Origin of the sequence: Neobacillus sp. PS3-34, from assembly GCF_030915465.1 — a bacterium.
Classification (GTDB): domain Bacteria; phylum Bacillota; class Bacilli; order Bacillales; family Cytobacillaceae; genus Neobacillus_A.
Genome location: NZ_CP133267.1, coordinates 3,847,004 through 3,868,247 on the forward strand (window position 1 = coordinate 3,847,004; position 21,244 = coordinate 3,868,247).

Consider the following 21,244-nt stretch of genomic DNA (forward strand, 5'->3'; position numbering starts at 1 on the left):
GAATGAAACGAATCGTCTCAATATTGATAGCATCTTGTTTGCTTTCAGCCTTATGGATTCCATCTGTTTTTGCTAAGGAAAACAAGGATGGTGATCTCGTCAGTAATGTAAAATCAGCTATTTTGATTGAACGCGATACAGGAAAGGTCCTATACGACAAAAACAGCAATGAAAAGCTTCCTCCTGCCAGTATGACGAAAATTATGACGATGCTTCTGATCATGGAATCCATTGATAAAGGAAAGCTTTCCTGGAATGATAAAGTAAGGGCAAGCGAATATGCAGCTTCAATGGGTGGTTCACAGATATTTCTTGAGCCAGGAGAAGAAATGACAGTGAAGGAAATGCTGAGGGGAATCGCGATTGGCTCAGGCAATGATGCTTCTGTTGCCATGGCGGAAAGAATTGCCGGATCAGAGCCATCATTTGTAAAAATGATGAATAAAAAAGTAAAAGAATTAGGCCTTAAGAATACAGTCTTTAAAAACACTACAGGACTGCCTGTAGGCGGGCATTACAGCACTGCCCATGATATGGCCATAATGGCAAAAGAATTATTAAAATATGAGGACATTACCAAATTCACTGGAATGTATGAGGCATATTTGCGTGAAAATACGGATAAAAAATTCTGGCTCGTAAACACGAATAAGCTGGTCCGTTTTTATCCAGGTGTAGATGGTCTAAAAACCGGATTCACTTCTGAAGCAAAATACTGCCTGACAGCAACTGCTCAAAAAGATGGTATGCGCGTTATTGCTGTAGTATTTGGGGCGCCAACGTCCAAAGAGCGTAATGCACAGGTGACAAAGATGCTTGATTATGCTTTCAGCCAGTATCAAACACATCCCATGTTCAAGAGGAATTACCCAGTAGGAAAAGCGGCAATCAGCAAAGGAAGTACTAAAAATGTCGATGCCGTTACAAGTGAGCCTATATCCTTATTAACCAAAAAAGGCGAGAAAACCGAAAAGATTAAGAAGAAAATTATTCTAATGAAGAACCTGCAGGCTCCAATTGAAAAAGGGGATAAGGTGGGAGAAATTCAGCTAATCAAAGATGGTAAGGTTTTAATGGAAAGCCCTCTTGTCGCGAAAAAGAATGTTAAGGAAGCCAGCTGGTGGACCCTTTATAAACGTGCGTTTGGAATGTTTACAAAAGCTGGCGAATAAAAATTATTCATTGGATTAACCTGATAACCCAAAAGAATGAGTCCAATGTCGAAATGCATGAAATAGCCGCTTCTTTTAGCGAATGTCCACTAGTTTTGTCTCAATGGAAGGATATTATTGTACCTTTAGAGAATTGACTCACTATACCAGATTAAGGAGGCTTGGGATAGTGAGTCTTAACATTGAAATGGAAATTAAACATGACGTTTTATGCATTCGTTTAAGCGGTGAATTAGACCATCATACGGCTGATGAACTCCGTGAAAAAGCAACAGTGACAATTGAAAAGTATCAAATTCGCCATATTGTCATGAATCTGGAACAGCTATCTTTTATGGATAGTTCAGGTTTGGGAGTTATTTTGGGAAGATATAAACAAATAAAGCAGCAGCATGGTGAAATGGTAGTATGCGCAATTTCCCCAGCCATTCAGAGATTATTTGATATGTCGGGCATGTTTAAAATTATTGGCATGGAACCGTCAGAAGAATATGCTTTGCAAAGATTGGGGGTTGCCTGATAGTGAAGAATGAGATGAATCTTCAATTCAGTGCTTTAAGTCAAAATGAGTCGTTTGCAAGGGTTACGGTGGCTGCATTTATTGCCCAGCTTGATCCAACCATGGATGAATTGACTGAAATCAAAACAGTTGTATCTGAAGGTGTAACGAACGCGATTATCCACGGCTATGAAAATGATCCGGAGGGTATTGTTTATATCAGCGTGTCCATTGAGGATGGAATGATTGAACTGTCCATTAAAGATAATGGATCAGGGATTGCAGATGTGGAAGAAGCTCGTCAGCCATTGTTTACAACGAAGCCGGATTTAGAACGCTCCGGTATGGGTTTTACCATCATGGAAAATTTTATGGATGAGGTAGAGGTTCATTCACAACCTGGCACAGGAACCGAAATAAGATTACGTAAGCATTTGTCAACGAGCAAAATGCTTTGCAATTAAGGAGACTTGCCGATGGATGTGGAGGTCAAAAACGATCATAAAGAAACATATTTAAAGGATCATGAGGTAAAGGAACTCATCAAAAAAAGCCAGCAGGGGAGCCAGGAAGCCAGAGATTTAATCGTAGAGCGGAATATGCGCCTTGTCTGGTCAGTGGTACAGCGTTTCCTGAACAGGGGATATGACCCTGATGATCTTTTTCAAATTGGGTGTATAGGACTGTTAAAATCAGTAGACAAATTTGATCTTTCCTATGATGTGAAATTTTCCACCTATGCTGTACCGATGATAATTGGAGAAATCCAACGATTTATCCGCGATGATGGAACAGTCAAGGTAAGCCGTTCATTAAAGGAAATGGGTAATCGAATTCGAAAAGCTAAGGATGAATTATCAAAAGTCTTTGGAAGGATTCCGACCGTTACTGAAATATCAGAGCATCTTGGCATGTCCCCTGAAGATGTGGTTTTAGCCCAGGAGGCGAGCAGGACACCAACCTCCATTCATGAAACGGTTTATGAAAATGATGGTGACCCTATTACGCTCCTTGATCAAATTGATGATGGGAATAACGGGAAATGGTTTGATAAAATTGCATTAAAGGAAGCGATTCTTGAATTGGATGAACGTGAAAGGCTGATTGTCTATTTGCGTTACTATAAAGATCAGACTCAATCTGAGGTAGCGGTTAGGCTTGGAATTTCGCAGGTTCAGGTATCAAGGCTGGAAAAAAAGATACTGCAGCAAATGAAAAGTCGTATGGATATATAAAATCCATACGGCTTTTTTTGTTTTTTTTTGGCTCTGTTAAACGATACTGGCTATTGATTATTGTAAGGGAGCAATTTCGCCGCATTTACTAAAAAAATCAACACTATACGTTAACAGAGCCTTTTTATAAGAAAGTACAAATAACCCATTTTTTGGATTTCATGAAAAATTTTATTTAACTCATACTACTTATACGAGGAAATCAATGTGTGGGAAGTGAATGTTTTGGAAAAAACAATCTACCTTCGCATGCGTCAGCGTGTTCAGGTTCGTCCGGACGAAAAAGTCATCTTAAAAGATATAGCACAAATTATCGCACCGGAGGAAATGCTTCAGTCCCTTCAAAATTTGACTGTTCACCAAGTATCACAAAAGGACCAGAGCATTGTTATCATTGACGTCATGAAAGTGATCGGGGAAATTTCACATGTTTTTCCGGAAGCAGAAATTCAGACAATTGGTCCTGCCCAGACGATTATTGAGGTCATTTATAAGAAAAAAGGAGTTTCGATTCCTTTTTTTCTTTTAATATGGTTTTTATTATTTTTTGGGTCAGCACTTGCGATCATGAATTTCCATGATGATGTCAGCATGCGAAGCGTTCAGGAAAAGATATTTACTATTATTACTGGAAGGACAGAACCAAAACCTTATCTTTTTCAAATACCCTATTCGATAGGTATAGGGTTGGGAATGATTTTATTTTTTAATCATGTGTTTCGCAAGAGGATTAATGAAGAGCCGAGCCCATTGGAAGTAGAAATGTTCAACTATCAGCAGGATTTGGATAATTACGTCATTATTCATGAAAACAAAGAAAGCATAAAGCATATCGATGATCATTAAAATTCTATTTGTTGCATTTGTTGGCTTTTCTGGCGGGCTCGCAGTTGGAGCTGGGTTTGTTGCATTTCTTACAGTTCTTGGCGTTATTCCACGGCTCACACAGCTAAGCAAAACAATGAAGATGATTCACTGGTACGAATGGGCGGTAGTGATTGGAGTTATGTCAGGCATTCTCGCAAGCTTAAGAGATCCAACGCTGGGAATTCACCCTTATTTTTTAATTCCGTTAGGTTTAGCAGGAGGAGTATATGTAGGGTTGCTGGCAGCGGCTTTAACAGAGGTATTAAATGTGCTTCCTATTTTGGCGAAACGCATCGGCCTTGATGGAGAAATTGTCACGCTTTTAATGGCAATTGTACTGGGAAAAATATTTGGATCAATCTTTCAATGGGTTTATTTTATTGATAAATAAGACCATAAATAACAATACAAATGAAAGGAACAAAATAGGATGAGCAAAAGGCGGCGGGTAATTCTCATTACTGATGGAGATGATTATGCAAGAAGAGCAATCGAACATGTAGCGGCTGAAATAGGGGGGCGCTGCATTTCGCATTCGCATGGAAATCCAACGGTGTTATCAGCGCCGCAGCTGATTAAGCTGATTAATAAAGCTGAGCAAGATCCTGTTTTAGTCATGTTTGACGACAGCGGCCAGTTAGGGGAAGGATCAGGCGAAATGGCTTTAAAATATGTTGCACAGCATAAGGACATTGAAGTGCTTGGAATTATTGCAGTTGCTTCTAAAACCAGGCAGGAAGAGTGGACGAAAGTCGATGTATGCATTGACAGAGATGGAAATCTTACTCCATATGGAGTCGATAAATTCGGGGTTCCTGAACTTGAGTTAGGGCGAATAAACGGTGATACGGTATACTGCCTTGATGAATTGGATGTACCGATTGTTGTAGGGATTGGTGATATTGGAAAAATGGCCAGGCGCGACCATTTTGACCGTGGTTCTCCGATAACAAAAAAAGCAGTAGAACTAATATTAGAAAGGAGCGGGTATGAATGGAAGATATAGGAAAACAAAAATGGCCGATTCCGGAGTCCGTCCAAGAAATTGAAAATTACATGAAACAAAGAGTCGGATTGGGTAAAAGCTTCGATCTGGGTGTGAGGAAGCTAAAAATTCTACGAAAAGACGTTCATATCTACTATGTAAACGGATTATGCGATACCCGTTTTGTCATTGAGATTATAGAAGAATTGGTCGGCATAAACGACCATGAAAAATTATCGGCCGATTTATTTAAAATAGTTGAAAATCGCCTCGTCAATCAATCTGTCCAGCTGATCAAAACATTTGATGATATGACTGTTCAGGTACTTTCCGGTTTAATCGCGGTTGTGGTTGAAGGGGCAGGAACAGCACTAATAGTCGATGTCAGAAGTTATCCCGGAAGAAATCCTCAGGAACCAGACACCGAAAAAGTGGTAAGGGGTTCACGGGATGGCTTTGTAGAAAATATTATTCTCAATACCGCTCTGACAAGAAGAAGAATCCGTGATGAACGCCTGCGCTTTGAAATAATGAAGGTTGGTGTACGTTCTAAAACTGACGTGGCACTTGGTTATCTTGAAGATGTGGCTGACCCTGATTTAATAGAAATTATTAGAAAAGAGATTAAAAATATAAAAAATGATGGAATACCAATGGCAGATAAAACCATCGAGGAATTCCTATTAAAGCAGGGGTTTAATCCATATCCCCTTGTAAGGTATACAGAAAGAGCGGACGTCGCGGCTGCGCATATTCTGGAAGGCCACGTCATTATATATGTTGATACTTCTCCAAGTGTAATCATTACGCCGACAACTTATTTTCACCATGTGCAGCATGCGGAAGAATACAGGCAATCTCCTGCAGTTGGGACGTTCGTTCGCTGGACCCGATTTTTAGGGGTATTATCTTCGCTCTTTTTGTTGCCGCTTTGGCTTCTGTTTGTGCTGGAGCCCTCGATGCTGCCTGAAAAAATTGCTTTTATAGGACCAAATGAACAAACCAACATCCCAATCATAATTCAATTATTCCTCGCCGATATGGGGATTGAGTTTTTAAGAATGGCAGCAATCCATACGCCAACACCGCTATCGACGGCAATGGGTTTAATTGCTGCCGTGTTAATCGGACAAATAGCCATTGATGTTGGATTATTTGTTCCAGAAGTAATCCTTTATGTAGCGGTCGCAGGTATTGGTACCTTTACGACACCGAGCTATGAATTAAGTGTCGCTAATAAAATTACAAGGCTAACGTTGATGATATTTGTATCCTTATTTCACGCACCAGGTTTCATTATTGGATGTACCCTTTTCTTTATGTTAATGGTTAATACTAGGGTTTTGAATACACCCTATTTTCGCCTCCTCCCTTTCGAGCCAAAAGCATTTTTGCAGATCCTAATTCGAAGGACTGTTCCAGGATCAAAAATCCGTCCAAGCATCGTCCATCCAAGAAACCGCTACCGGCAGCCGCATAATCCATAAACAGAAAATATTCAATTGCGGAATAACTGCCTTGTATGATAAAGTAATTTTAATTTAATAAAGGGATAAAGGAATCAAACTAGACAGTTTCTTTCGGGGATTCTGTCTATTGTTTTTAAATGGATTACGGGGAAGGGTTGCTGAAAATGACAGTAAAGGTGAATGAAAAAGGACATTTAGAAATTGGGGGAACAGATGCGGTAGAGCTGGCACAGGAGTTTGGTACCCCTCTTTATGTATATGATGTAGAGCTTATTAGAGAAAGGGCGAGGGGATTTAAAGATACCTTCAAGAAAAAAAATATCACCGCCCAAGTCGCCTATGCAAGCAAAGCTTTTTCGACGGTGGCGATGGTGCAGCTAGCCGATCAGGAGGGCCTCTCACTTGATGTTGTTTCCGGAGGGGAATTATATACTGCATTAGCTGCTGAATTTCCTGCTGATCGAATACATTTTCACGGCAATAATAAAAGCCGAGAAGAATTGGAAATGGCTATCGATAATAAAATTGGCTGTATAGTAGTCGACAATTTCTTTGAAATGAGATTATTAAACGAGATCTGCTCAGAAAAAAATGCAGTGGTCAATATTCTTTTAAGGATAACGCCTGGTATTGAAGCCCATACACATGATTACATTCTCACCGGGCAGGAAGACTCTAAATTTGGCTTTGACCTTCAAAATGGGCAGGCAGAAATGGCTTTAAAGCAGGCCCTTAATTCAAAATGGTTTAATGTTTTAGGAATCCATTGTCATATTGGATCGCAAATATTTGAAACAACCGGTTTCCTGCTGGCAGCCCAAAAGATATTTGAAAAGCTGGATTTATGGAAAAAAGAAATTTCATTCGAATCAAAGGTACTAAATTTAGGAGGGGGATTTGGAATTCGCTATACAAAAGAAGACGAGCCAATCCCTCCATCACAATATGTTGAAGAAATTATTGGAGAGGTTAAACATCTTGCCGAATCCTATTCTATGAAAATGCCTGAAATCTGGATCGAACCAGCCGCTCTCTTGTTGGAGATGCAGGTATTACCCTCTATAGTGTGGGATCATCTAAGGATGTTCCCGGCGTCAGAAAATATCTGGCAGTCGACGGGGGAATGAGTGATAATATCAGGCAGGCATTATATCAGGCGAAATATGAAGCTGTTTTTGCCAATAAGCCGCTTGCTCCTTCCAGTGATATTGTGTCAATTGCCGGAAAGGCCTGTGAATCAGGCGATATGCTGATTTGGGACCTTCCAATTCCAGAACCAGGGGAAAAGGATATTTTGGCCGTGTTTTCTACTGGTGCATACGGCTATTCCATGTCAAACAATTATAACCGCCTGCCCCGGCTGCAGTCGTATTTGTTGAAAATGGGGAGTCAACCCTTGTTGTCAAAAGGGAAACGTATGAGGACATGATTCGAAACGATCTGCGATTGTAGTAAATATTTGAAAAAGCCCTGCTCACTTTAATAAAGTGCAGCAGGGCTTTTCTTTTATTTAAACAATGATTTAATGGCATCAATGAGGCTGATAAAAAACTCTTTTAATTTTTCCAGAAAGCTCTGTCCTTCTTCTGAGGACAGGAATTTCGAGATGCGGTCCTTTGCTTTGTTGAGCTGATCTCCAACCTGATTCCAGTCAATATTTAAGTCTTTAAGCTTATTAAAAAGATCCATTAGTTTTTGAATTTCCTGCTCTGTTAGATTAACCTTTAATTCCTTTGCGGCCTGTTCAATAATGTTGCGAAGCTCTTGATCATTTTTCGGTTTGTTTTTGGCAACATCTTCTTTTATTTTAGCAATTAACGCTGCCGCATTCTCCTGGCCGATACTATCACCGAGCTTTGCGGTCTGGACCATTTCCTCATTCGCTGCCTGCTTAACATCCTCAGGAATCGTTTTGTCGGCTGAGATTTCATAAGCTTTTATGATTCCGGTTAATGCGGCAGTCCCTGATACAGAGACAGGTGCAGTAATATATATTTTAGCGTCCTTGACCCCCGCAGTTATAAGAGCATTGACATACATTTCATCTGTAACCCAGGTGATATTTTTCGTTTTTACCGAAACTCCATTTCCTTTTGGCGCGATGGTAATGGCAGAAGAGGAAAGCGCCTTCGTTCCAATCAACGAATTTGATACGTATCTACCCAGATACTTATGTTCTTCCTGGTTAGAAACGGTAATGATTTGTACATCCTTAGGAGCGTTCATTTCGGATAAAAGGTTATTTTTTTGCTGGTCAGTTAAATTCTCTCCGAGTGTGACAATCATGTCGCCTTCAGCCATATCAGCAAAACTGTGGATTGGCAGCAATAACATGAGAGTTAATGTTAAAAATAATATCAATTTTTTCATGTACATTCTCCTTATGGTCTTAAAAGTTTTATCCCATTACCTTATTTTTCCCAACGTGGCTATTAAAGTAAACCACATATAATAATGTTATTTTTATTGAGGAATTTCAAGTTTTTACTCAATTAGAAGAGAGAACCGCACTTAAAAGAGATGATGGATTAATTTTTTTATTTAGTGTAGAATGGAGGACATTAGTGCAAGTCCTTTACATGTATTATTGGGGGTACTCATAGGAATGAAAACTAACAACTGGGCCCTTTTTGGCATCATTTTTGGCATCGCTTTAATGTGGGGCATTCTATATATCTTATTTCTTGTTTTTAGAGGAACCTGATAATAAGTTTGATGAATTACTCATAATTAGGTATGATGTTGAGTAACGAAACATTAAGCTTCCAAAACATATAATAAAATAAAAACTGCAACCGATGTTTAATATACGGCTGATTTAGGGAAAAATAGGTTATTAAAAAATTTTTCGTTTGTTTTATTTGAAATAATGAGGGATCAATATGTTAATTCGTTATAAAAAAGCTTTTGAGAAAATTGCAATGGGTTTACTATCCTTTATGCCTAGCGAAAAGGATTTGAAAAAACTTCAGAACACAATGAAACAATATGAAACCGAAGAAGATTGGCATCTTTTTCTTTGGAAAGAGGAAGATATCATTGGCCTTCTAGGTTTGTTATCCGTCTCACCTGACATATACGAGGTCCAGCACATTTCTGTCAATCCATCTTACCGCTACCAAGGGATTGGCAAAAACATGGTTAAGTGCATGACATGTTTCCTGATAAACAGATAAGAGCAAGCGAAAGCACTGCACCTTTCATTGAAAAATGCAGTTTGAATGATGGAGATACAGAAAAAGGCAGCGAATAATTTTATTCGCTGCCTTTACTTTTTTCTCTCAGTGCAAGTTCTCTTTCTTTAATCACATCACTTCTGTCTCTTGAACTGTGACGGTTAATGATATGATTTGGGGGCAAGCCATCATCGCACCATACCATGTCATGCTGTTTGCAAATGGAAATGCAAAGAATGTTTAATTCGGGGTCCTTTAAAGGAATTTTAAAGTTGGTATAGCCTACTTTTAAATGCATTGAAGATAGACGATTATTCATTTCGCCAAGCAATAGGCTGTCCTCTATACCTAATCGACGGATAGCTTCAATTTGGGTTAAAAAGATCTTAGAGGCTTTTTCCATAGTTCTGATTGCGCCCTTGAAGTTGCCGCGCCGATGGTGATAAAGGGAAACTGCAAGAAGGATAAAACCAACCCAAATCGATTCTTTATTACCTGAGTCAACCTTTTTCCAGTATTCTTCAAGAATTTCGTGGCATTCAAAATAATCGTGGTCTCCATGAAAATGCATTAAATATTTAATAAATTCATTGGGATACATCCTTTAGCCTCCCCCATAAGTATGTATAGTGTAGCATAACCATATGAGTGCTATCGAGTCACGGAACAGAAAAAACCCGCCACTAAAGCTGGCGGGCTGAACCGGATACATTCTTAAAACCAGGATGCACCTACAATTATTAGTAAAATGAAAAGAACTACGATTAAAGCAAAACCTGAACCAAATCCGCATCTTCCATCAGACATATTAAATTCCTCCTTAATAATTTTGGACTCTTTTCCCTTCCATCATATGTAGGAGGTATACATTGTGTTATAGGCAGATGCCATGGTTGCGGATAATAACAAAATAAGACTGTAGAATAGTTCCGCTTTCTTACTGAAGGTTGAATTTTCTATTGGATAAGCTATATGAATCCTCTATACTATTAATAGTCGAACAACAAGGCTCTTTTCATTTATGTGAAAACAGTCAACAGCAAAAGACGAATTTGTGCAGAAAAATTGGTGAGATATAATGCAATACAATGTGAAGATTGATGCCTTTGAAAGGCCACTCGATTTACTACTCCATTTGATAAATCGACTTGAAATTGACATATACGATATACCGGTTGCGGATATTACCGGTCAATACTTGATGTATATACATACCATGAAGGAATTGAAACTGGACATAGCCAGTGAATATCTTGTTATGGCAGCAACCCTGCTGGCTATAAAAAGCAAAATGCTGCTCCCTAAGCATGAGGAATCATTTGATGAAGATGCCGAAGAAATCCAGTTTGAAGAAGACCCGCGGGACGAGCTAGTTGAACGGCTTATTGAATACAAAAAATACAAAGAGGCTGCCCATGACCTGAAATCTCTTGAAGAAGAACGGAGCCTAATGTATACGAAGCCCCCAAGTGACCTATCCGATTTTGCAAAAGACATACAGCCGGAAAGGGTGGAAATGAATATATCCCTCTACGATATGCTTGGCGCTTTTCAGAAACTATTGCGCAGAAAAAAACTGCAGAGACCAATGGCCACAAAAATTGCCAGACAGGAAGTTTCCATCGAAAAAAGAATGACAGAGATAATTTCAGAGTTAAAAATGATCAAGGGGAGACGGAGCTTTAACGAGCTGTTTCCATACCCCGACCGTGAGCATATCGTTGTAACTTTTCTGGCCATTTTGGAATTAATAAAAAGAAAAGAAATTGATGTTGAACAGCAGGGGAACTTCGCTGAGATATTTGTTGAAGCGATCGTGGAAGGAGCATAAACCAATGGACATCATAAACTGGAAAAGCATTATAGAAAGTCTTTTGTTTGCCGCAGGGGATGAAGGACTTTCGTTAAAGCAGATTGCCGAAGTTTTGGAAGTCGAACCCGAAGCCGCAAAAGGCATTATCGAAGATGTTAAGGATGAACTGGAGCAAAATAATGACCGGGGAATCGTTATCGTGCAGCTTGCAGGAACCTACCAGCTTGCTACGAAAAAAGAAAATGCCCCTTACTTAAAAAAGCTAGTAGATTCACCGGGAAATACGACACTTTCCCAGGCAGCTTTAGAAACATTGGCGATTATTGCCTACAGGCAGCCGATTACCCGAGTGGAAATAGAAGAAATCCGCGGCGTCAAAACGGAAAGGCCGCTTCACACTCTAATGTCAAAAGCATTAATAAAAGAAGCAGGCAGAGCAGAGGGGTCGGCGGTGCCTATTTATACGGCACAACGAAGGAATTTCTCGACTATTTTGGCTTAAAGAGCATTGAGGAACTTCCACCGCTCCCTGATAAGGTAGAAGAGGATTTTATCCAGGAAGAAGCGGACCTATTTTTCGAAAAGTTCCAGGAAACCATTAACTCATAATTTTCAAAACATTCCCGTTCCATGTATGATAAAATAGGAAGTACTTTAAGGATATGACAAGGGGGAATAGTCTTTGTTAATCAAGGAATGCCAAGGTTATGAACTAGTTAAAGAAAAATCAAATACTTCCGAGGATTTCTTTAACAGAAGCGAAATTACTTTTACAGAAGACGGGGTAGAAAAAACGCTGCATGTTTTATATGTGCGATATTTTGACGAAGCCTTTCAGGAACTGACTCCTTATGGACAAGATCCGCTCTTCAATGAAGGGGGCAAGGAAGTTGCTTTTAAGGATATTGTGGCACTTGTCTGCCTTCTGAAAAATCCTGGACTTCGTCATCGGAAACGCCTTTATATTAGTTCCAAACAAGAATTTGCTGCGTATTTTCAGGGAATTGATTTCGAAAAACTTCCGGAGATTTTCCGTTCACTTGCACAAAAAAATGGTTATGAGCTCCGTTCACCGCTTGATTTTATTGTTCAGCCAGTCTGAAGGCAAATTAACCATCCGGAGGTAAAAAAAGTGGGAAATACATTAGTTGAATCGCAATTGCAAGATGTTAAAAATTTTTTGGGACAGACAATTACACATCTGGAAGAATTTCTTAATGAAACAACATTGTCACATCTGGCAAAAGGCTATGAAGAGGATGAGGAATACTATAAGCGCATCCTTTCCAATTTACGAAAGCTGCTTGTATATAGTGAAGAGACTAGCGAGTCTTGCACTATTATCCTAAACAGCGAGCCGTTTCAAAAAGCAGCAGCCGAAAAAACACTTTACCGCATTTTTCATCAATGCATTGAAGAGTTCTTTTCACCCAAAAATGATGCTTGGTATGAGGATAGCCGGTCAGCCTACACAGGAAAAAACTCAATAAAATTTTATAAACCAGTTCCAGAATTACTTGGGAAATTATTAAAGGGGCTTGAAGGCGAATTTCAGCGTTTACGAGAAGAACTTGAATTCTATGAAACAGATTATCGGACTAAAATGATCCAGTCAAAATAAGAAAAAGGCGGCATTGAAGAGGCAAACTCTTCGATGCCGCTTTTTTTATCGTCTAGGAAATTATAAAATTAAATGATGTGAATAACTTCTACAAGTTGTATTAATCTAGCTCCAGCGCCCAGCCCCTCGGGGTCATAAGCCAAATCACTCTAGAAATCAGGATTTCCTGCGTGATTCGTCTTATGCCTGTCGGGGCTAACTAGGGCGCTTGCGCCTTTTGTTCCTAGGCTGTTTTCTAAAAGATTGTTGTTTTTATATAGGTTTTTAAAAGCAAATCGTTGAAATAGAAGTTGATTGGAGCGGAAGGTGCGAGCTCCTCGAAAATGCTCTCGCATTTCCTTCGTACGGTGTTGATTCTAGGAAGCTGATTCAACGTCCTGCGGGTGCAGCGGGACAGGCGAGACCCCACACGCGCTGTGCGCCGAGGAGGCTCACCGCCCGCCCCGCGGAAAGCGAGCATCCTGGAGTGAAAATCAACTACTCTTTATATAGCAACAAAGTATACGAAAACAGCCTTTTTTTAAGACCTCATACCCATCAGATAAACAAATACACGTGAACACTGCCATTGACAGTTCATACAATATCACGAAGCCGTGATATATGGGAGGAACAAAATGGATCGATTTCGTCGATATGTAAATGAATTATTTGTGTGGAATGAGCAGATGAAAGAATTTCTTGATAATGAAGATATGAGTGCTGACTTAGAACTGTGGGAAAAACTTGAACGGTTTACTGGAGTCATTGAAGGAGTTTCAGACACACTATCAAATAAAGAGCTGCTTGATTTACAAATGGAAGCCGAAACAATTCATGATGAGATGGAATCCTATTTTAAAAGAAAACAAGAATATGGGACGATATGGATAAATGAAACGGTTGTTCCCTCGGGGGGGCACAAGCTTCCTAAGCTTCCATACTCTTATAAAGCATTAGAGCCCTTAATTTCAGAAGAAATCATGCTTTTGCACCATGACAAACATCATCAATCATATGTAGATGGGTTAAACAAGGCAGAGATAAATCTTAAAAAAGCCAGAGAGGTGAATGATTTCTCACTGGTTAAATATTGGTCCAAGGAGCTTTCTTTCCACGGGTCCGGTCATTACCTGCACACTATTTTTTGGAATAATATGAAGCCTGGTGGCGGTGGGAAACCGAAAGGAGCACTTCTGGCGAGTATTGAAAATTATTTTGGAAGCTTTGATGCTTTTCAAAAACACTTCTCTGAAGCTGCCAAGCAGGTAGAAGGGTCCGGATGGGCACTCCTTGTATGGTCACCAAGATCGAGGCATCTGGAGGTACTGCAATCAGAAAAACATAATGAGCTAACCCAATGGGATACCATACCGCTGCTTGTCCTTGATGTCTGGGAGCATGCCTACTATTTGCAGTACAAAAATAACCGGGCCCAATATATCGAAAATTGGTGGAAGCTTGTCAATTGGGAGGATGTAGAGAAACGCTTTGAGGAAGCCCGTCAACTAAAATGGCCTGCATATTAAGAATGAATTTTTGGAAAAAAGAAATTCGCTTTTCCATTCTAAACCCAGCCAATTTCTCCGTTGGCTGGGTTTTAGTCATATCAGTCCCTGTTTTGCATAAACTTGTACAAACCATATAAGGAGACGAGGTTATCAAATGGTAAGGATCTGGAAACCAGGCATTATTGCCCTCATTGTCTCGCTTTTTATTGCTAATTTTCCTTATACTGTGGATGCCGCAGCTTCTGTAAGTGCTAAAAGCGCTATTTTAATGGAACAGAAGACTGGAAGAGTCCTGTATGAGAAAGATGCTCACAAAATAAGCAGGATTGCGAGCATAACAAAAATCATGACAGCGATCCTCGCCATTGAATCAGGTAAAATGGATGAGTATGTGAAGGTTAGTAACAAAGCAACGAAAGCAGAAGGTTCTTCAATTTACTTAAAAGCTGGAGAAAAAATAAAACTCAAGGATCTGGTCTACGGTTTAATGTTAAGATCCGGCAATGACGCTGCCGTTGCTATTGCCGAATATGTGGGCGGGAGCGTGGATGGTTTTGCATTTTTAATGAACCTAAAGGCAAGGGAAATAGGAATGGAAAATACCCATTTTTCCAATCCACATGGACTGGATGACCATGAGAACCACTATTCGACAGCTTATGATATGGCCCTTCTTACCCGGTATGCCATGATGAATAAGGAGTTTAAAAAGATTTCATCGACCAAAATTCATCGGGCACCAAATCCTTCTGAACAATGGGACAGGGTTTGGAAAAATAAGAATAGGCTGCTAACTAAATATAAATATTGTACAGGGGGAAAAACAGGATATACCAAAAGAGCAAAAAGAACCCTTGTTACAACTGCTGCAAAGGGAGATATGAAACTGATTGCCGTTACACTGAATGGTCCTGATGACTGGAACGACCATATTTCAATGTATGAGGACGGCTTTAAGGAATTTGATATGGCAGAAGTCCTTTCGAAAGGAAAGATTGAGAATATCAAGGGTCCTTATAAAAAAGGAATGTTGTTCTTGAAAAATTCAATCGTTTATCCGGCAACTACGGAAGAGATGAAGTTATTTAAGGTAGAATATAAAATTGCAAAATCATTTAATCGCAGCAACGAAGGTAGCCGGGAGCCGGAGATTGTTGGAAAAGCTATTGTATATTTTGACGGAAAGCAGATCAAACAGACACCTGTCTATTATCAAGGCGGAATCAAGGGAAAAAAGGAAAAAAAGGAAAAAAGCCTTCGGGATTACTTTTCACAGATATTCCTATTCTTTATGGGCGTGAAAACTAATGGTTAATTATGTTTGGGTGTTTATGACGATCTTTGGAGTCATATTTGCGATGGTGAACGGAACAATGGATAAAGTTAATAAAGCAATTTTCAGCGGAGCGGGAGATGCTGTCACACTGTGCATCGGTTTGATCAGCATTCTCGTTTTCTGGCTTGGAATGATGAAAATAGCTGAAGAATCTGGACTTCTTGAAAGATTGTCCAGACTATTTCGACCTCTGGTCAAGCGGCTTTTTCCGGATGTGCCCCCAAATCATCCGGCAATGGGATACATTTTATCAAACATGATTGCCAATATGTTTGGACTGGGAAATGCAGCCACACCCTTAGGGATTAAAGCGATGGAACAATTAAAAGAGCTGAATGGCGGAAAGGATTATGCCAGCAGGTCAATGGTAACCTTTCTCGCAATTAATACGTCCAGTATTACCCTGATTCCCACTACTGTTATAGCCATCAGAATGACCTATCACTCTGCATCGCCAACTGAAATTGTGGTGCCAACGCTGATTGCAACCTTGATTTCAGCAATCGGAGGAATTTTAATCGATCGATATTTTTATTTTCGAAGAAGCCGTAAAGGGTGAAAAATTTTGGAGGCACTTTCGCTAATTTCTCTGTGGTTCATTCCTGTTTTAATCGGTTTTATACTTTTATATGGAACCTTTAAAGGGGTTCAAACGTATGAAAGCTTTGTAGAGGGCGGAAAAGAAGGAATCAAGATTGCCATTTCTATCATCCCATTTTTAGTGGGCATGCTGGTAGCCATTTCGGTATTCAGGGCATCTGGTGCACTTGAGTGGCTGACAGATTTTATTCGCCCAGCCCTGAAAGATATAGGCATCCCGGCGGAAATCGTTCCACTTGCGATAATTAGGCCGATTTCAGGAACGGCTGCACTTGGAATGACTGCTGACCTGATAGCGGTCCATGGACCAGATTCTTTTCTTGGCAGGCTCGCTTCAGTTTTGCAAGGTAGTACTGATACCACTTTTTATGTTTTAACAGTCTATTTCGGCGCTGTTGGGATTAAGAAGATGGGTGATGCCTTGAAGGTTGGTTTGCTTGCCGATGTCGTGGGGATTGCAGCGGCAATTTTTGTGGTAGCATTTTTCTTTTGAACAAAATAATGATATCCGAGTAAATTCCGTCTGTCTTGGCAGTTTTGCCTTAGCATTCGGTTTTTTTTTATGAAAAAATAACCGTTACTTTGAAATTCGACAAACATGTGTCATAATTCAGTAGGATAGAATTAATAGGCTTACTTTTAGTAGTATAAAGTTTGGAGTGAAACATAGATGGAAAGATTGCAAAAGGTTATCGCAAGGGCAGGGATTGCTTCCCGCCGCAAAGCGGAAGAATTAATTAAAGAGGGACATGTAAAGGTGAATGGAAAGGTTGTTACGGAGCTTGGAACAAAAGTAACAGCATCTGATAAAGTGGAAGTGGACGAGATTCCAATCGAAAAGGAAAATCCTGTATATTTCCTGATGTATAAACCGCGTGGAGTCATTTCAAGTGTTAAGGATGACAAAGGCAGGAAAGTAGTGACCGACTTTTTCCCTCTACTGAAGGAAAGGATTTATCCTGTAGGAAGGCTGGACTATGATACTTCAGGCTTATTGCTTCTTACAAATGACGGGGAATTCGCCAATCTTCTAATGCATCCAAGAAATCAAATTGACAAAGTGTATGTAGTGAAAACAGAGGGAATTCCAGCCAAGGAAGATCTCCGTAAGCTGGAAAAGGGAATCAAGCTTGAAGATGGCAAGACTGCTCCCGCAAAGGTTAACCTTCTTTCAGCGGATAAAAGAAAGCAAACAGCTATTATTGAAATTACGATTCATGAAGGTCGGAATCGCCAAGTCAGAAGAATGTTTGAAGCGATTGGCTTCCCGGTCTTGAAACTAAAAAGGGAACGTTATTCATTTCTGACACTAGCGGGATTAAGAACAGGGGAAATCCGTGAACTGACACATCACGAAGTGAAGCAGCTCCGGGCAGCAGCAAATGAGTCTCTTCATAAGAATTCATAAAAAGTTCACAAATTCTTTTAGCGTAAACACTATCGATATAGTGGCAAATGTTATAATTTAGACCAACTAATGATGGGAGCCTGGGGGGTATTTTCTTGAAAAAACGGCGTTTATATGTAAGAAGCATTATTTTATTGATTTTAGGGGCTGCCGTTGCCTATACACTTTATGCAAATTATACAAAAGATGATCAAATGAAGGTAGCGGTAGGGGAAAAAGCTCCAGATTTTGTTCTTACCGATATGAATGGGGTAAAGCACCGCCTTTCAGATTATAAAGGTAAAGGTGTATTTTTGAACTTCTGGGGAACATGGTGTAAGCCTTGTGAAACTGAAATGCCATTCATTAATAACCAATATCACCAATTTAAAGATAAGGGTGTCGAGGTTCTTGCAGTGGATATAAAAGAATCCAATCTTGCGGTTACGAAATTTGCAGAGCGGCACAAGCTTGATTTTCCGATCATGATCGATAAAGACGAGCAGGTCATGACTGAATATGGAATTGACCCACTGCCGGCGACTTTTTTAATCGACAAAAATGGATATGTAGTGAAATACCATACTGGCCAGCTTACAGAAGACATGGCAAAAGATCTTATGGAGCTTATCAAACCATAATGCATAGGGAGTTTTTATAATGAACGATGTTAAATGCGAATGCGGGCATGTAAATCCTCATGGCACCGTTTTGTGTGAAGCATGCGGAAAAGTACTGGATGAAAAAGAGAATGAAAATGAACTGCTGGATATGCGGTATGAAGGCAGTGCCCGCCGTTCCATAACGTACAACAAGACAATTATCGATAAAATTTGGAACTTCTTTTCCTCAGTAAAAGTGGGGGTATGGCTCATCGTCGTGACGCTAATTGCTTCCGCAGTGGGTACAATCCTTCCTCAGGAAATGTATATTCCTCCACAAATGCAGGCAGATGAATACTATCAGGATCAATATGGATGGGTAGGAAAAATTTATTACGAGCTTGGTTTTCATAATCTGTTCAGCTCCTGGTGGTATTTGATCCTGATCGCTTCAATCGGTGTTTCGCTCGTTATCTGCAGCCTTGACAGAGTCATACCTTTATATAGGGCACTAAAGGCGCAGAATGTAACAAGGCATGAAGGGTTTTTGAAACGCCAGCGAGTTTTCGGGGTGACCGAAAACACCAATACGGAAGATTTGATGCCATTATTGAAGGAACGTTTGAAGGCTAAACGTTACAAAGTCAGGGAAGATAACGGTGACATTTTAGCTGAAAAAAACCGGTTCTCCCGCTGGGGTCCATACGTTAACCATGTGGGTTTGATTATTTTCCTCCTTGGGCCATGATGAGATTTATACCCGGTATGTATATTGATAAAGTACTCTGGATTCGGGAAGGCGAAACAAAGGTCGTACCCGAAACTGATGGCAAGTATTATTTGACCAATAATAAATTCATTCTACAAATCTATGATAAAGATAAAGATAGCAAAGTGTTTGAAAATGCGATCGACAGAGCAGGCAAAATTCCCAAGAACTATCAGTCAAACGTAATCCTCTATAAAAAGGAAGGCAATACATTGGCAGGGGAAAAGCCTAAGCTAAAAAAAGTAAAAGACTATAAAATTCGTGTAAACGAACCATTAGAATTTGAAGGTTTTTCTGTTTACCAGGTGGATTATAAACTAAATGAGCTGAATTCCATGAGCTTTTCATTGATCGACAAAAATACAGAAAAGCCTTATGGTGACCTGACCATTAATCTTTATAATCCAGAGCAGAAATATGATTTAGGACATGGGTACTCTGTTGAACTGCTCAGTTATTTCCCTGACTTTGAGTTTGGAAAAGATGGTGAGCCTACAACCAAGACCAGGCTTCCTAATAACCCTGCTTTCGTATTTCGTATGAAAACCCCTGATAAGCCAAAAGGGGAGACAAGCTTTGTTGCGATAAAGCAAACCATTGAACCATTCGGGGACAATAAGTACAAGATGAAATTCAGAGGTGTCAAGACGAATAATGTATCCGGTCTCACTGTCCGCAAGGATTCCACTTTATGGGCAATCATACTTGGCGGAATCATTTTTATGATTGGCGTTGTTCAGGGTGCTTATTGGAATCATCGCAGAATATGGATACAGCGTAAAAATGGGGATGTGTGGATTGCAGGCCATACAAATAAAAACTGGCACGGATTAAAAAGGGAAATTGAAGGCGTGTTAGCAGATACAAATCTGAATGAGCCAGCTGACAAGCTTCAAAATGAACATAACGGAACGGAGAAGGAGGGGTCATAATTGGTATCACTTAGCAGTAATTTGCTTTTAATCGCCTTTATTCTATATTTAATTGCTACCCTATTTTTTGGAGGGGCAATTAAGTCCAAAAAGGGTGAAATTGAGAAAAAAGGCACGAATAAATGGGGAAAAATAGCGGTCTTTATAACGATTATCGGATTTATTTCACAGCTTTCATTTTTTGTAATCAGGTGGATTGCATCAGGGCATGCACCTGTAAGTAACTTATTCGAATTTACAACCTTTTTTGGAATGGCACTTGTAGGTGCATTTCTTATCATTTACTTTATTTACAGAACACCATTGCTTGGGCTGTTCACGATGCCTGTTGCAGTCTTAGTCATTGCATATGCAAGCATGTTCCCAAGGGATATTACACCTTTGATACCATCATTGAAAAGCTATTGGCTTTACATTCATGTTACAACTGCTGCTATCGGAGAAGCTATTCTTGCAGTAAGTTTTGCAGCGGGGCTTATCTACCTTGTAAAGACAATCGATCAATCCAAAGCCAGCAAACGAACCTTTTGGCTTGAAATCGTCATGTTTTGCTTGATTACGACACTAGGGTTTATTTTCGTATCAAGCGCTTTCTCCCTTGCTGGATATCACGAAACATTTAATTGGGTTGATAAAGGTAAAAACGCGGCAACAGTGGAATATACGATGCCAGCGATTGCAGGTCCGCATCAATGGGAATTAACAACTAAAGGTAAGTTTGAACCTGTTTTTGAAACTCCAGCAATGGTTAATGCAAAGAAACTCAATACCGTTATATGGTCGGTCGGTGCAGGGCTTTTGCTTTATTCATTGTTCAGATTGATTTTGAGAAAACGGGTGGCAGCATCACTTAGGCCTTTTGTTAAAAATATCAATCTAGATCTCGTGGATGAGATCAGTTATCGATCCGTCCTTATTGGTTTTCCGGTTTTTACATTGGGAGCCTTGATATTCGCGATGATTTGGGCGCAGGTGGCCTGGACCAGATTCTGGGGATGGGATCCAAAAGAGGTTTGGGCATTAATCACCTGGCTGTTTTACGCGGCATTTTTGCATCTTCGCCTATCAAAAGGCTGGCATGGTGAAAAGTCAGCATGGCTGGCTGTTATCGGTTTTGCTATCATCATGTTTAACCTAGTTGCGGTAAATCTCGTTATTGCGGGATTACATTCATATGCAGGGTCTTAATTTTATCCTGATTATTAATAGCCTTCACTTTTTAAAAGTGGAGGCTTTTTAAAAAATTGCGAGAGATAATAAGGTTTGCTGCTGTTTACAAAACTAAATTGTA

At 39.8% G+C, this 21,244-nt stretch carries 21 protein-coding genes and 4 pseudogenes; 22 read left to right on the plus strand and 3 right to left on the minus strand.

Going from position 1 to position 21,244, the window contains the following annotated elements; all coding sequences use genetic code 11:
* The first annotated feature begins 2 nt into the window (after positions 1 to 2).
* The 9 genes and pseudogenes from RCG23_RS20055 to lysA all read left to right on the plus strand — a co-directional run bounded on the left by RCG23_RS20055 (position 3) and on the right by lysA (position 7,679).
* Positions 3 to 1,172 (plus strand): D-alanyl-D-alanine carboxypeptidase family protein, encoded by a 1,170-nt coding sequence (locus RCG23_RS20055; RefSeq protein ID WP_308177087.1) that lies wholly within the window; start codon positions 3 to 5, stop codon positions 1,170 to 1,172.
* A gap of 169 nt (positions 1,173 to 1,341) precedes the next feature.
* The gene (gene spoIIAA / locus RCG23_RS20060) at positions 1,342 to 1,692 is read left to right on the plus strand and encodes an anti-sigma F factor antagonist (protein ID WP_308177088.1); all 351 of its coding nucleotides are present in this window, start codon (positions 1,342 to 1,344) and stop codon (positions 1,690 to 1,692) included.
* A gap of 2 nt (positions 1,693 to 1,694) precedes the next feature.
* On the plus strand, positions 1,695 to 2,135 hold the full coding sequence (gene spoIIAB, locus RCG23_RS20065) for an anti-sigma F factor (protein ID WP_308177089.1): 441 nt from the start codon (positions 1,695 to 1,697) through the stop codon (positions 2,133 to 2,135).
* 12 nt (positions 2,136 to 2,147) lie between these two features.
* Positions 2,148 to 2,906, plus strand: a complete 759-nt coding sequence (sigF, locus tag RCG23_RS20070; RefSeq protein ID WP_308177090.1) for an RNA polymerase sporulation sigma factor SigF — start codon at positions 2,148 to 2,150, stop codon at positions 2,904 to 2,906.
* Between the two features lie 225 nt (positions 2,907 to 3,131).
* Positions 3,132 to 3,752 (plus strand): stage V sporulation protein AA, encoded by a 621-nt coding sequence (locus RCG23_RS20075; protein ID WP_308177091.1) that lies wholly within the window; start codon positions 3,132 to 3,134, stop codon positions 3,750 to 3,752.
* The gene (locus tag RCG23_RS20080) at positions 3,742 to 4,164 is read left to right on the plus strand and encodes a stage V sporulation protein AB (protein WP_308177092.1); all 423 of its coding nucleotides are present in this window, start codon (positions 3,742 to 3,744) and stop codon (positions 4,162 to 4,164) included. The genes RCG23_RS20075 and RCG23_RS20080 overlap by 11 nt, the downstream gene beginning before the upstream one ends.
* Before the next feature lie 39 nt (positions 4,165 to 4,203).
* Positions 4,204 to 4,779, plus strand: a complete 576-nt coding sequence (locus RCG23_RS20085; RefSeq protein ID WP_308177093.1) for a stage V sporulation protein SpoVABEA — start codon at positions 4,204 to 4,206, stop codon at positions 4,777 to 4,779.
* Positions 4,767 to 6,245 carry a spore germination protein gene (locus RCG23_RS20090; protein WP_308177094.1) on the plus strand — a complete coding sequence of 493 codons (1,479 nt, stop codon included), beginning with the start codon at positions 4,767 to 4,769 and terminating at the stop codon, positions 6,243 to 6,245. Before RCG23_RS20085 ends, RCG23_RS20090 begins: the two co-directional genes overlap by 13 nt.
* 146 nt (positions 6,246 to 6,391) lie before the next feature.
* Positions 6,392 to 7,679 (plus strand): annotated as a pseudogene (lysA, locus tag RCG23_RS20095) (diaminopimelate decarboxylase).
* A gap of 54 nt (positions 7,680 to 7,733) precedes the next feature.
* Here the strand turns inward: lysA and RCG23_RS20100 are convergent.
* A complete protein-coding gene (locus RCG23_RS20100; RefSeq protein WP_374049770.1) occupies positions 7,734 to 8,597 on the minus strand; it encodes a DUF1002 domain-containing protein in 864 nt (287 codons plus the stop codon).
* Between the two features lie 512 nt (positions 8,598 to 9,109).
* Here RCG23_RS20100 and RCG23_RS20105 point away from each other — a divergent pair.
* Positions 9,110 to 9,480: pseudogene (locus RCG23_RS20105) on the plus strand (GNAT family N-acetyltransferase).
* A 2-nt stretch (positions 9,481 to 9,482) separates the two neighbouring features.
* Here RCG23_RS20105 and RCG23_RS20110 read toward each other — a convergent pair.
* Complete coding sequence (locus RCG23_RS20110; RefSeq protein ID WP_308177096.1) at positions 9,483 to 10,004, minus strand: DUF309 domain-containing protein; 522 nt, start codon at positions 10,002 to 10,004, stop codon at positions 9,483 to 9,485.
* A 113-nt stretch (positions 10,005 to 10,117) separates the two neighbouring features.
* Positions 10,118 to 10,210, minus strand: a complete 93-nt coding sequence (locus RCG23_RS20115; protein WP_308177097.1) for a YjcZ family sporulation protein — start codon at positions 10,208 to 10,210, stop codon at positions 10,118 to 10,120.
* A gap of 271 nt (positions 10,211 to 10,481) precedes the next feature.
* Between RCG23_RS20115 and RCG23_RS20120 the strand changes: the two genes are divergently transcribed.
* The 12 genes and pseudogenes from RCG23_RS20120 to ccsB all read left to right on the plus strand — a co-directional run bounded on the left by RCG23_RS20120 (position 10,482) and on the right by ccsB (position 21,141).
* Positions 10,482 to 11,234 (plus strand): segregation/condensation protein A, encoded by a 753-nt coding sequence (locus RCG23_RS20120; protein WP_308177098.1) that lies wholly within the window; start codon positions 10,482 to 10,484, stop codon positions 11,232 to 11,234.
* 4 nt (positions 11,235 to 11,238) lie between these two features.
* Positions 11,239 to 11,825 (plus strand): annotated as a pseudogene (gene scpB, locus RCG23_RS20125) (SMC-Scp complex subunit ScpB).
* Between the two features lie 73 nt (positions 11,826 to 11,898).
* Positions 11,899 to 12,318 carry a hypothetical protein gene (locus RCG23_RS20130; RefSeq protein ID WP_308177099.1) on the plus strand — a complete coding sequence of 140 codons (420 nt, stop codon included), beginning with the start codon at positions 11,899 to 11,901 and terminating at the stop codon, positions 12,316 to 12,318.
* Positions 12,319 to 12,348: 30 nt separating this feature from the next.
* Positions 12,349 to 12,837, plus strand: coding sequence for a DUF3907 family protein (locus tag RCG23_RS20135; protein WP_308177100.1), 489 nt, complete (start codon positions 12,349 to 12,351; stop codon positions 12,835 to 12,837).
* A gap of 617 nt (positions 12,838 to 13,454) precedes the next feature.
* Positions 13,455 to 14,345, plus strand: a complete 891-nt coding sequence (locus RCG23_RS20140; RefSeq protein ID WP_308177101.1) for a superoxide dismutase — start codon at positions 13,455 to 13,457, stop codon at positions 14,343 to 14,345.
* Between the two features lie 136 nt (positions 14,346 to 14,481).
* Positions 14,482 to 15,642 (plus strand): D-alanyl-D-alanine carboxypeptidase family protein, encoded by a 1,161-nt coding sequence (locus tag RCG23_RS20145; RefSeq protein ID WP_308177102.1) that lies wholly within the window; start codon positions 14,482 to 14,484, stop codon positions 15,640 to 15,642.
* Complete coding sequence (locus RCG23_RS20150; protein ID WP_308177103.1) at positions 15,635 to 16,222, plus strand: nucleoside recognition domain-containing protein; 588 nt, start codon at positions 15,635 to 15,637, stop codon at positions 16,220 to 16,222. Before RCG23_RS20145 ends, RCG23_RS20150 begins: the two co-directional genes overlap by 8 nt.
* A gap of 6 nt (positions 16,223 to 16,228) precedes the next feature.
* Complete coding sequence (locus RCG23_RS20155; protein ID WP_308177104.1) at positions 16,229 to 16,756, plus strand: spore maturation protein; 528 nt, start codon at positions 16,229 to 16,231, stop codon at positions 16,754 to 16,756.
* 177 nt (positions 16,757 to 16,933) lie between these two features.
* Positions 16,934 to 17,671, plus strand: coding sequence for a 23S rRNA pseudouridine(2605) synthase RluB (gene rluB / locus RCG23_RS20160; protein WP_308177105.1), 738 nt, complete (start codon positions 16,934 to 16,936; stop codon positions 17,669 to 17,671).
* Between the two features lie 95 nt (positions 17,672 to 17,766).
* Positions 17,767 to 18,291: a thiol-disulfide oxidoreductase ResA gene (gene resA / locus RCG23_RS20165; protein ID WP_308177106.1), complete on the plus strand. Its 525-nt coding sequence runs from the start codon at positions 17,767 to 17,769 to the stop codon at positions 18,289 to 18,291.
* Positions 18,292 to 18,310: 19 nt separating this feature from the next.
* A pseudogene (locus tag RCG23_RS20170) lies at positions 18,311 to 19,953 on the plus strand (cytochrome c biogenesis protein ResB).
* Positions 19,954 to 21,141 carry a c-type cytochrome biogenesis protein CcsB gene (gene ccsB, locus RCG23_RS20175; RefSeq protein ID WP_308177107.1) on the plus strand — a complete coding sequence of 396 codons (1,188 nt, stop codon included), beginning with the start codon at positions 19,954 to 19,956 and terminating at the stop codon, positions 21,139 to 21,141.
* Positions 21,142 to 21,244 lie beyond the last annotated feature (103 nt).

Bases quoted from the DNA above. Each gene is read 5' to 3' on its own strand.
- RCG23_RS20140 (WP_308177101.1), top strand. From the start codon at position 13,455: ATGGATCGATTTCGTCGATATGTAAATGAATTATTTGTGTGGAATGAG.
- RCG23_RS20110 (WP_308177096.1), bottom strand. From the start codon at position 10,004: ATGTATCCCAATGAATTTATTAAATATTTAATGCATTTTCATGGAGAC.
- RCG23_RS20100 (WP_374049770.1), bottom strand. From the start codon at position 8,597: ATGAAAAAATTGATATTATTTTTAACATTAACTCTCATGTTATTGCTG.
- RCG23_RS20115 (WP_308177097.1), bottom strand. From the start codon at position 10,210: ATGTCTGATGGAAGATGCGGATTTGGTTCAGGTTTTGCTTTAATCGTA.
- sigF (WP_308177090.1), top strand. From the start codon at position 2,148: ATGGATGTGGAGGTCAAAAACGATCATAAAGAAACATATTTAAAGGAT.
- RCG23_RS20085 (WP_308177093.1), top strand. From the start codon at position 4,204: ATGAGCAAAAGGCGGCGGGTAATTCTCATTACTGATGGAGATGATTAT.
- RCG23_RS20145 (WP_308177102.1), top strand. From the start codon at position 14,482: ATGGTAAGGATCTGGAAACCAGGCATTATTGCCCTCATTGTCTCGCTT.
- RCG23_RS20120 (WP_308177098.1), top strand. From the start codon at position 10,482: ATGCAATACAATGTGAAGATTGATGCCTTTGAAAGGCCACTCGATTTA.
- RCG23_RS20055 (WP_308177087.1), top strand. From the start codon at position 3: ATGAAACGAATCGTCTCAATATTGATAGCATCTTGTTTGCTTTCAGCC.
- rluB (WP_308177105.1), top strand. From the start codon at position 16,934: ATGGAAAGATTGCAAAAGGTTATCGCAAGGGCAGGGATTGCTTCCCGC.
- RCG23_RS20080 (WP_308177092.1), top strand. From the start codon at position 3,742: ATGATCATTAAAATTCTATTTGTTGCATTTGTTGGCTTTTCTGGCGGG.
- RCG23_RS20090 (WP_308177094.1), top strand. From the start codon at position 4,767: ATGGAAGATATAGGAAAACAAAAATGGCCGATTCCGGAGTCCGTCCAA.
- RCG23_RS20150 (WP_308177103.1), top strand. From the start codon at position 15,635: ATGGTTAATTATGTTTGGGTGTTTATGACGATCTTTGGAGTCATATTT.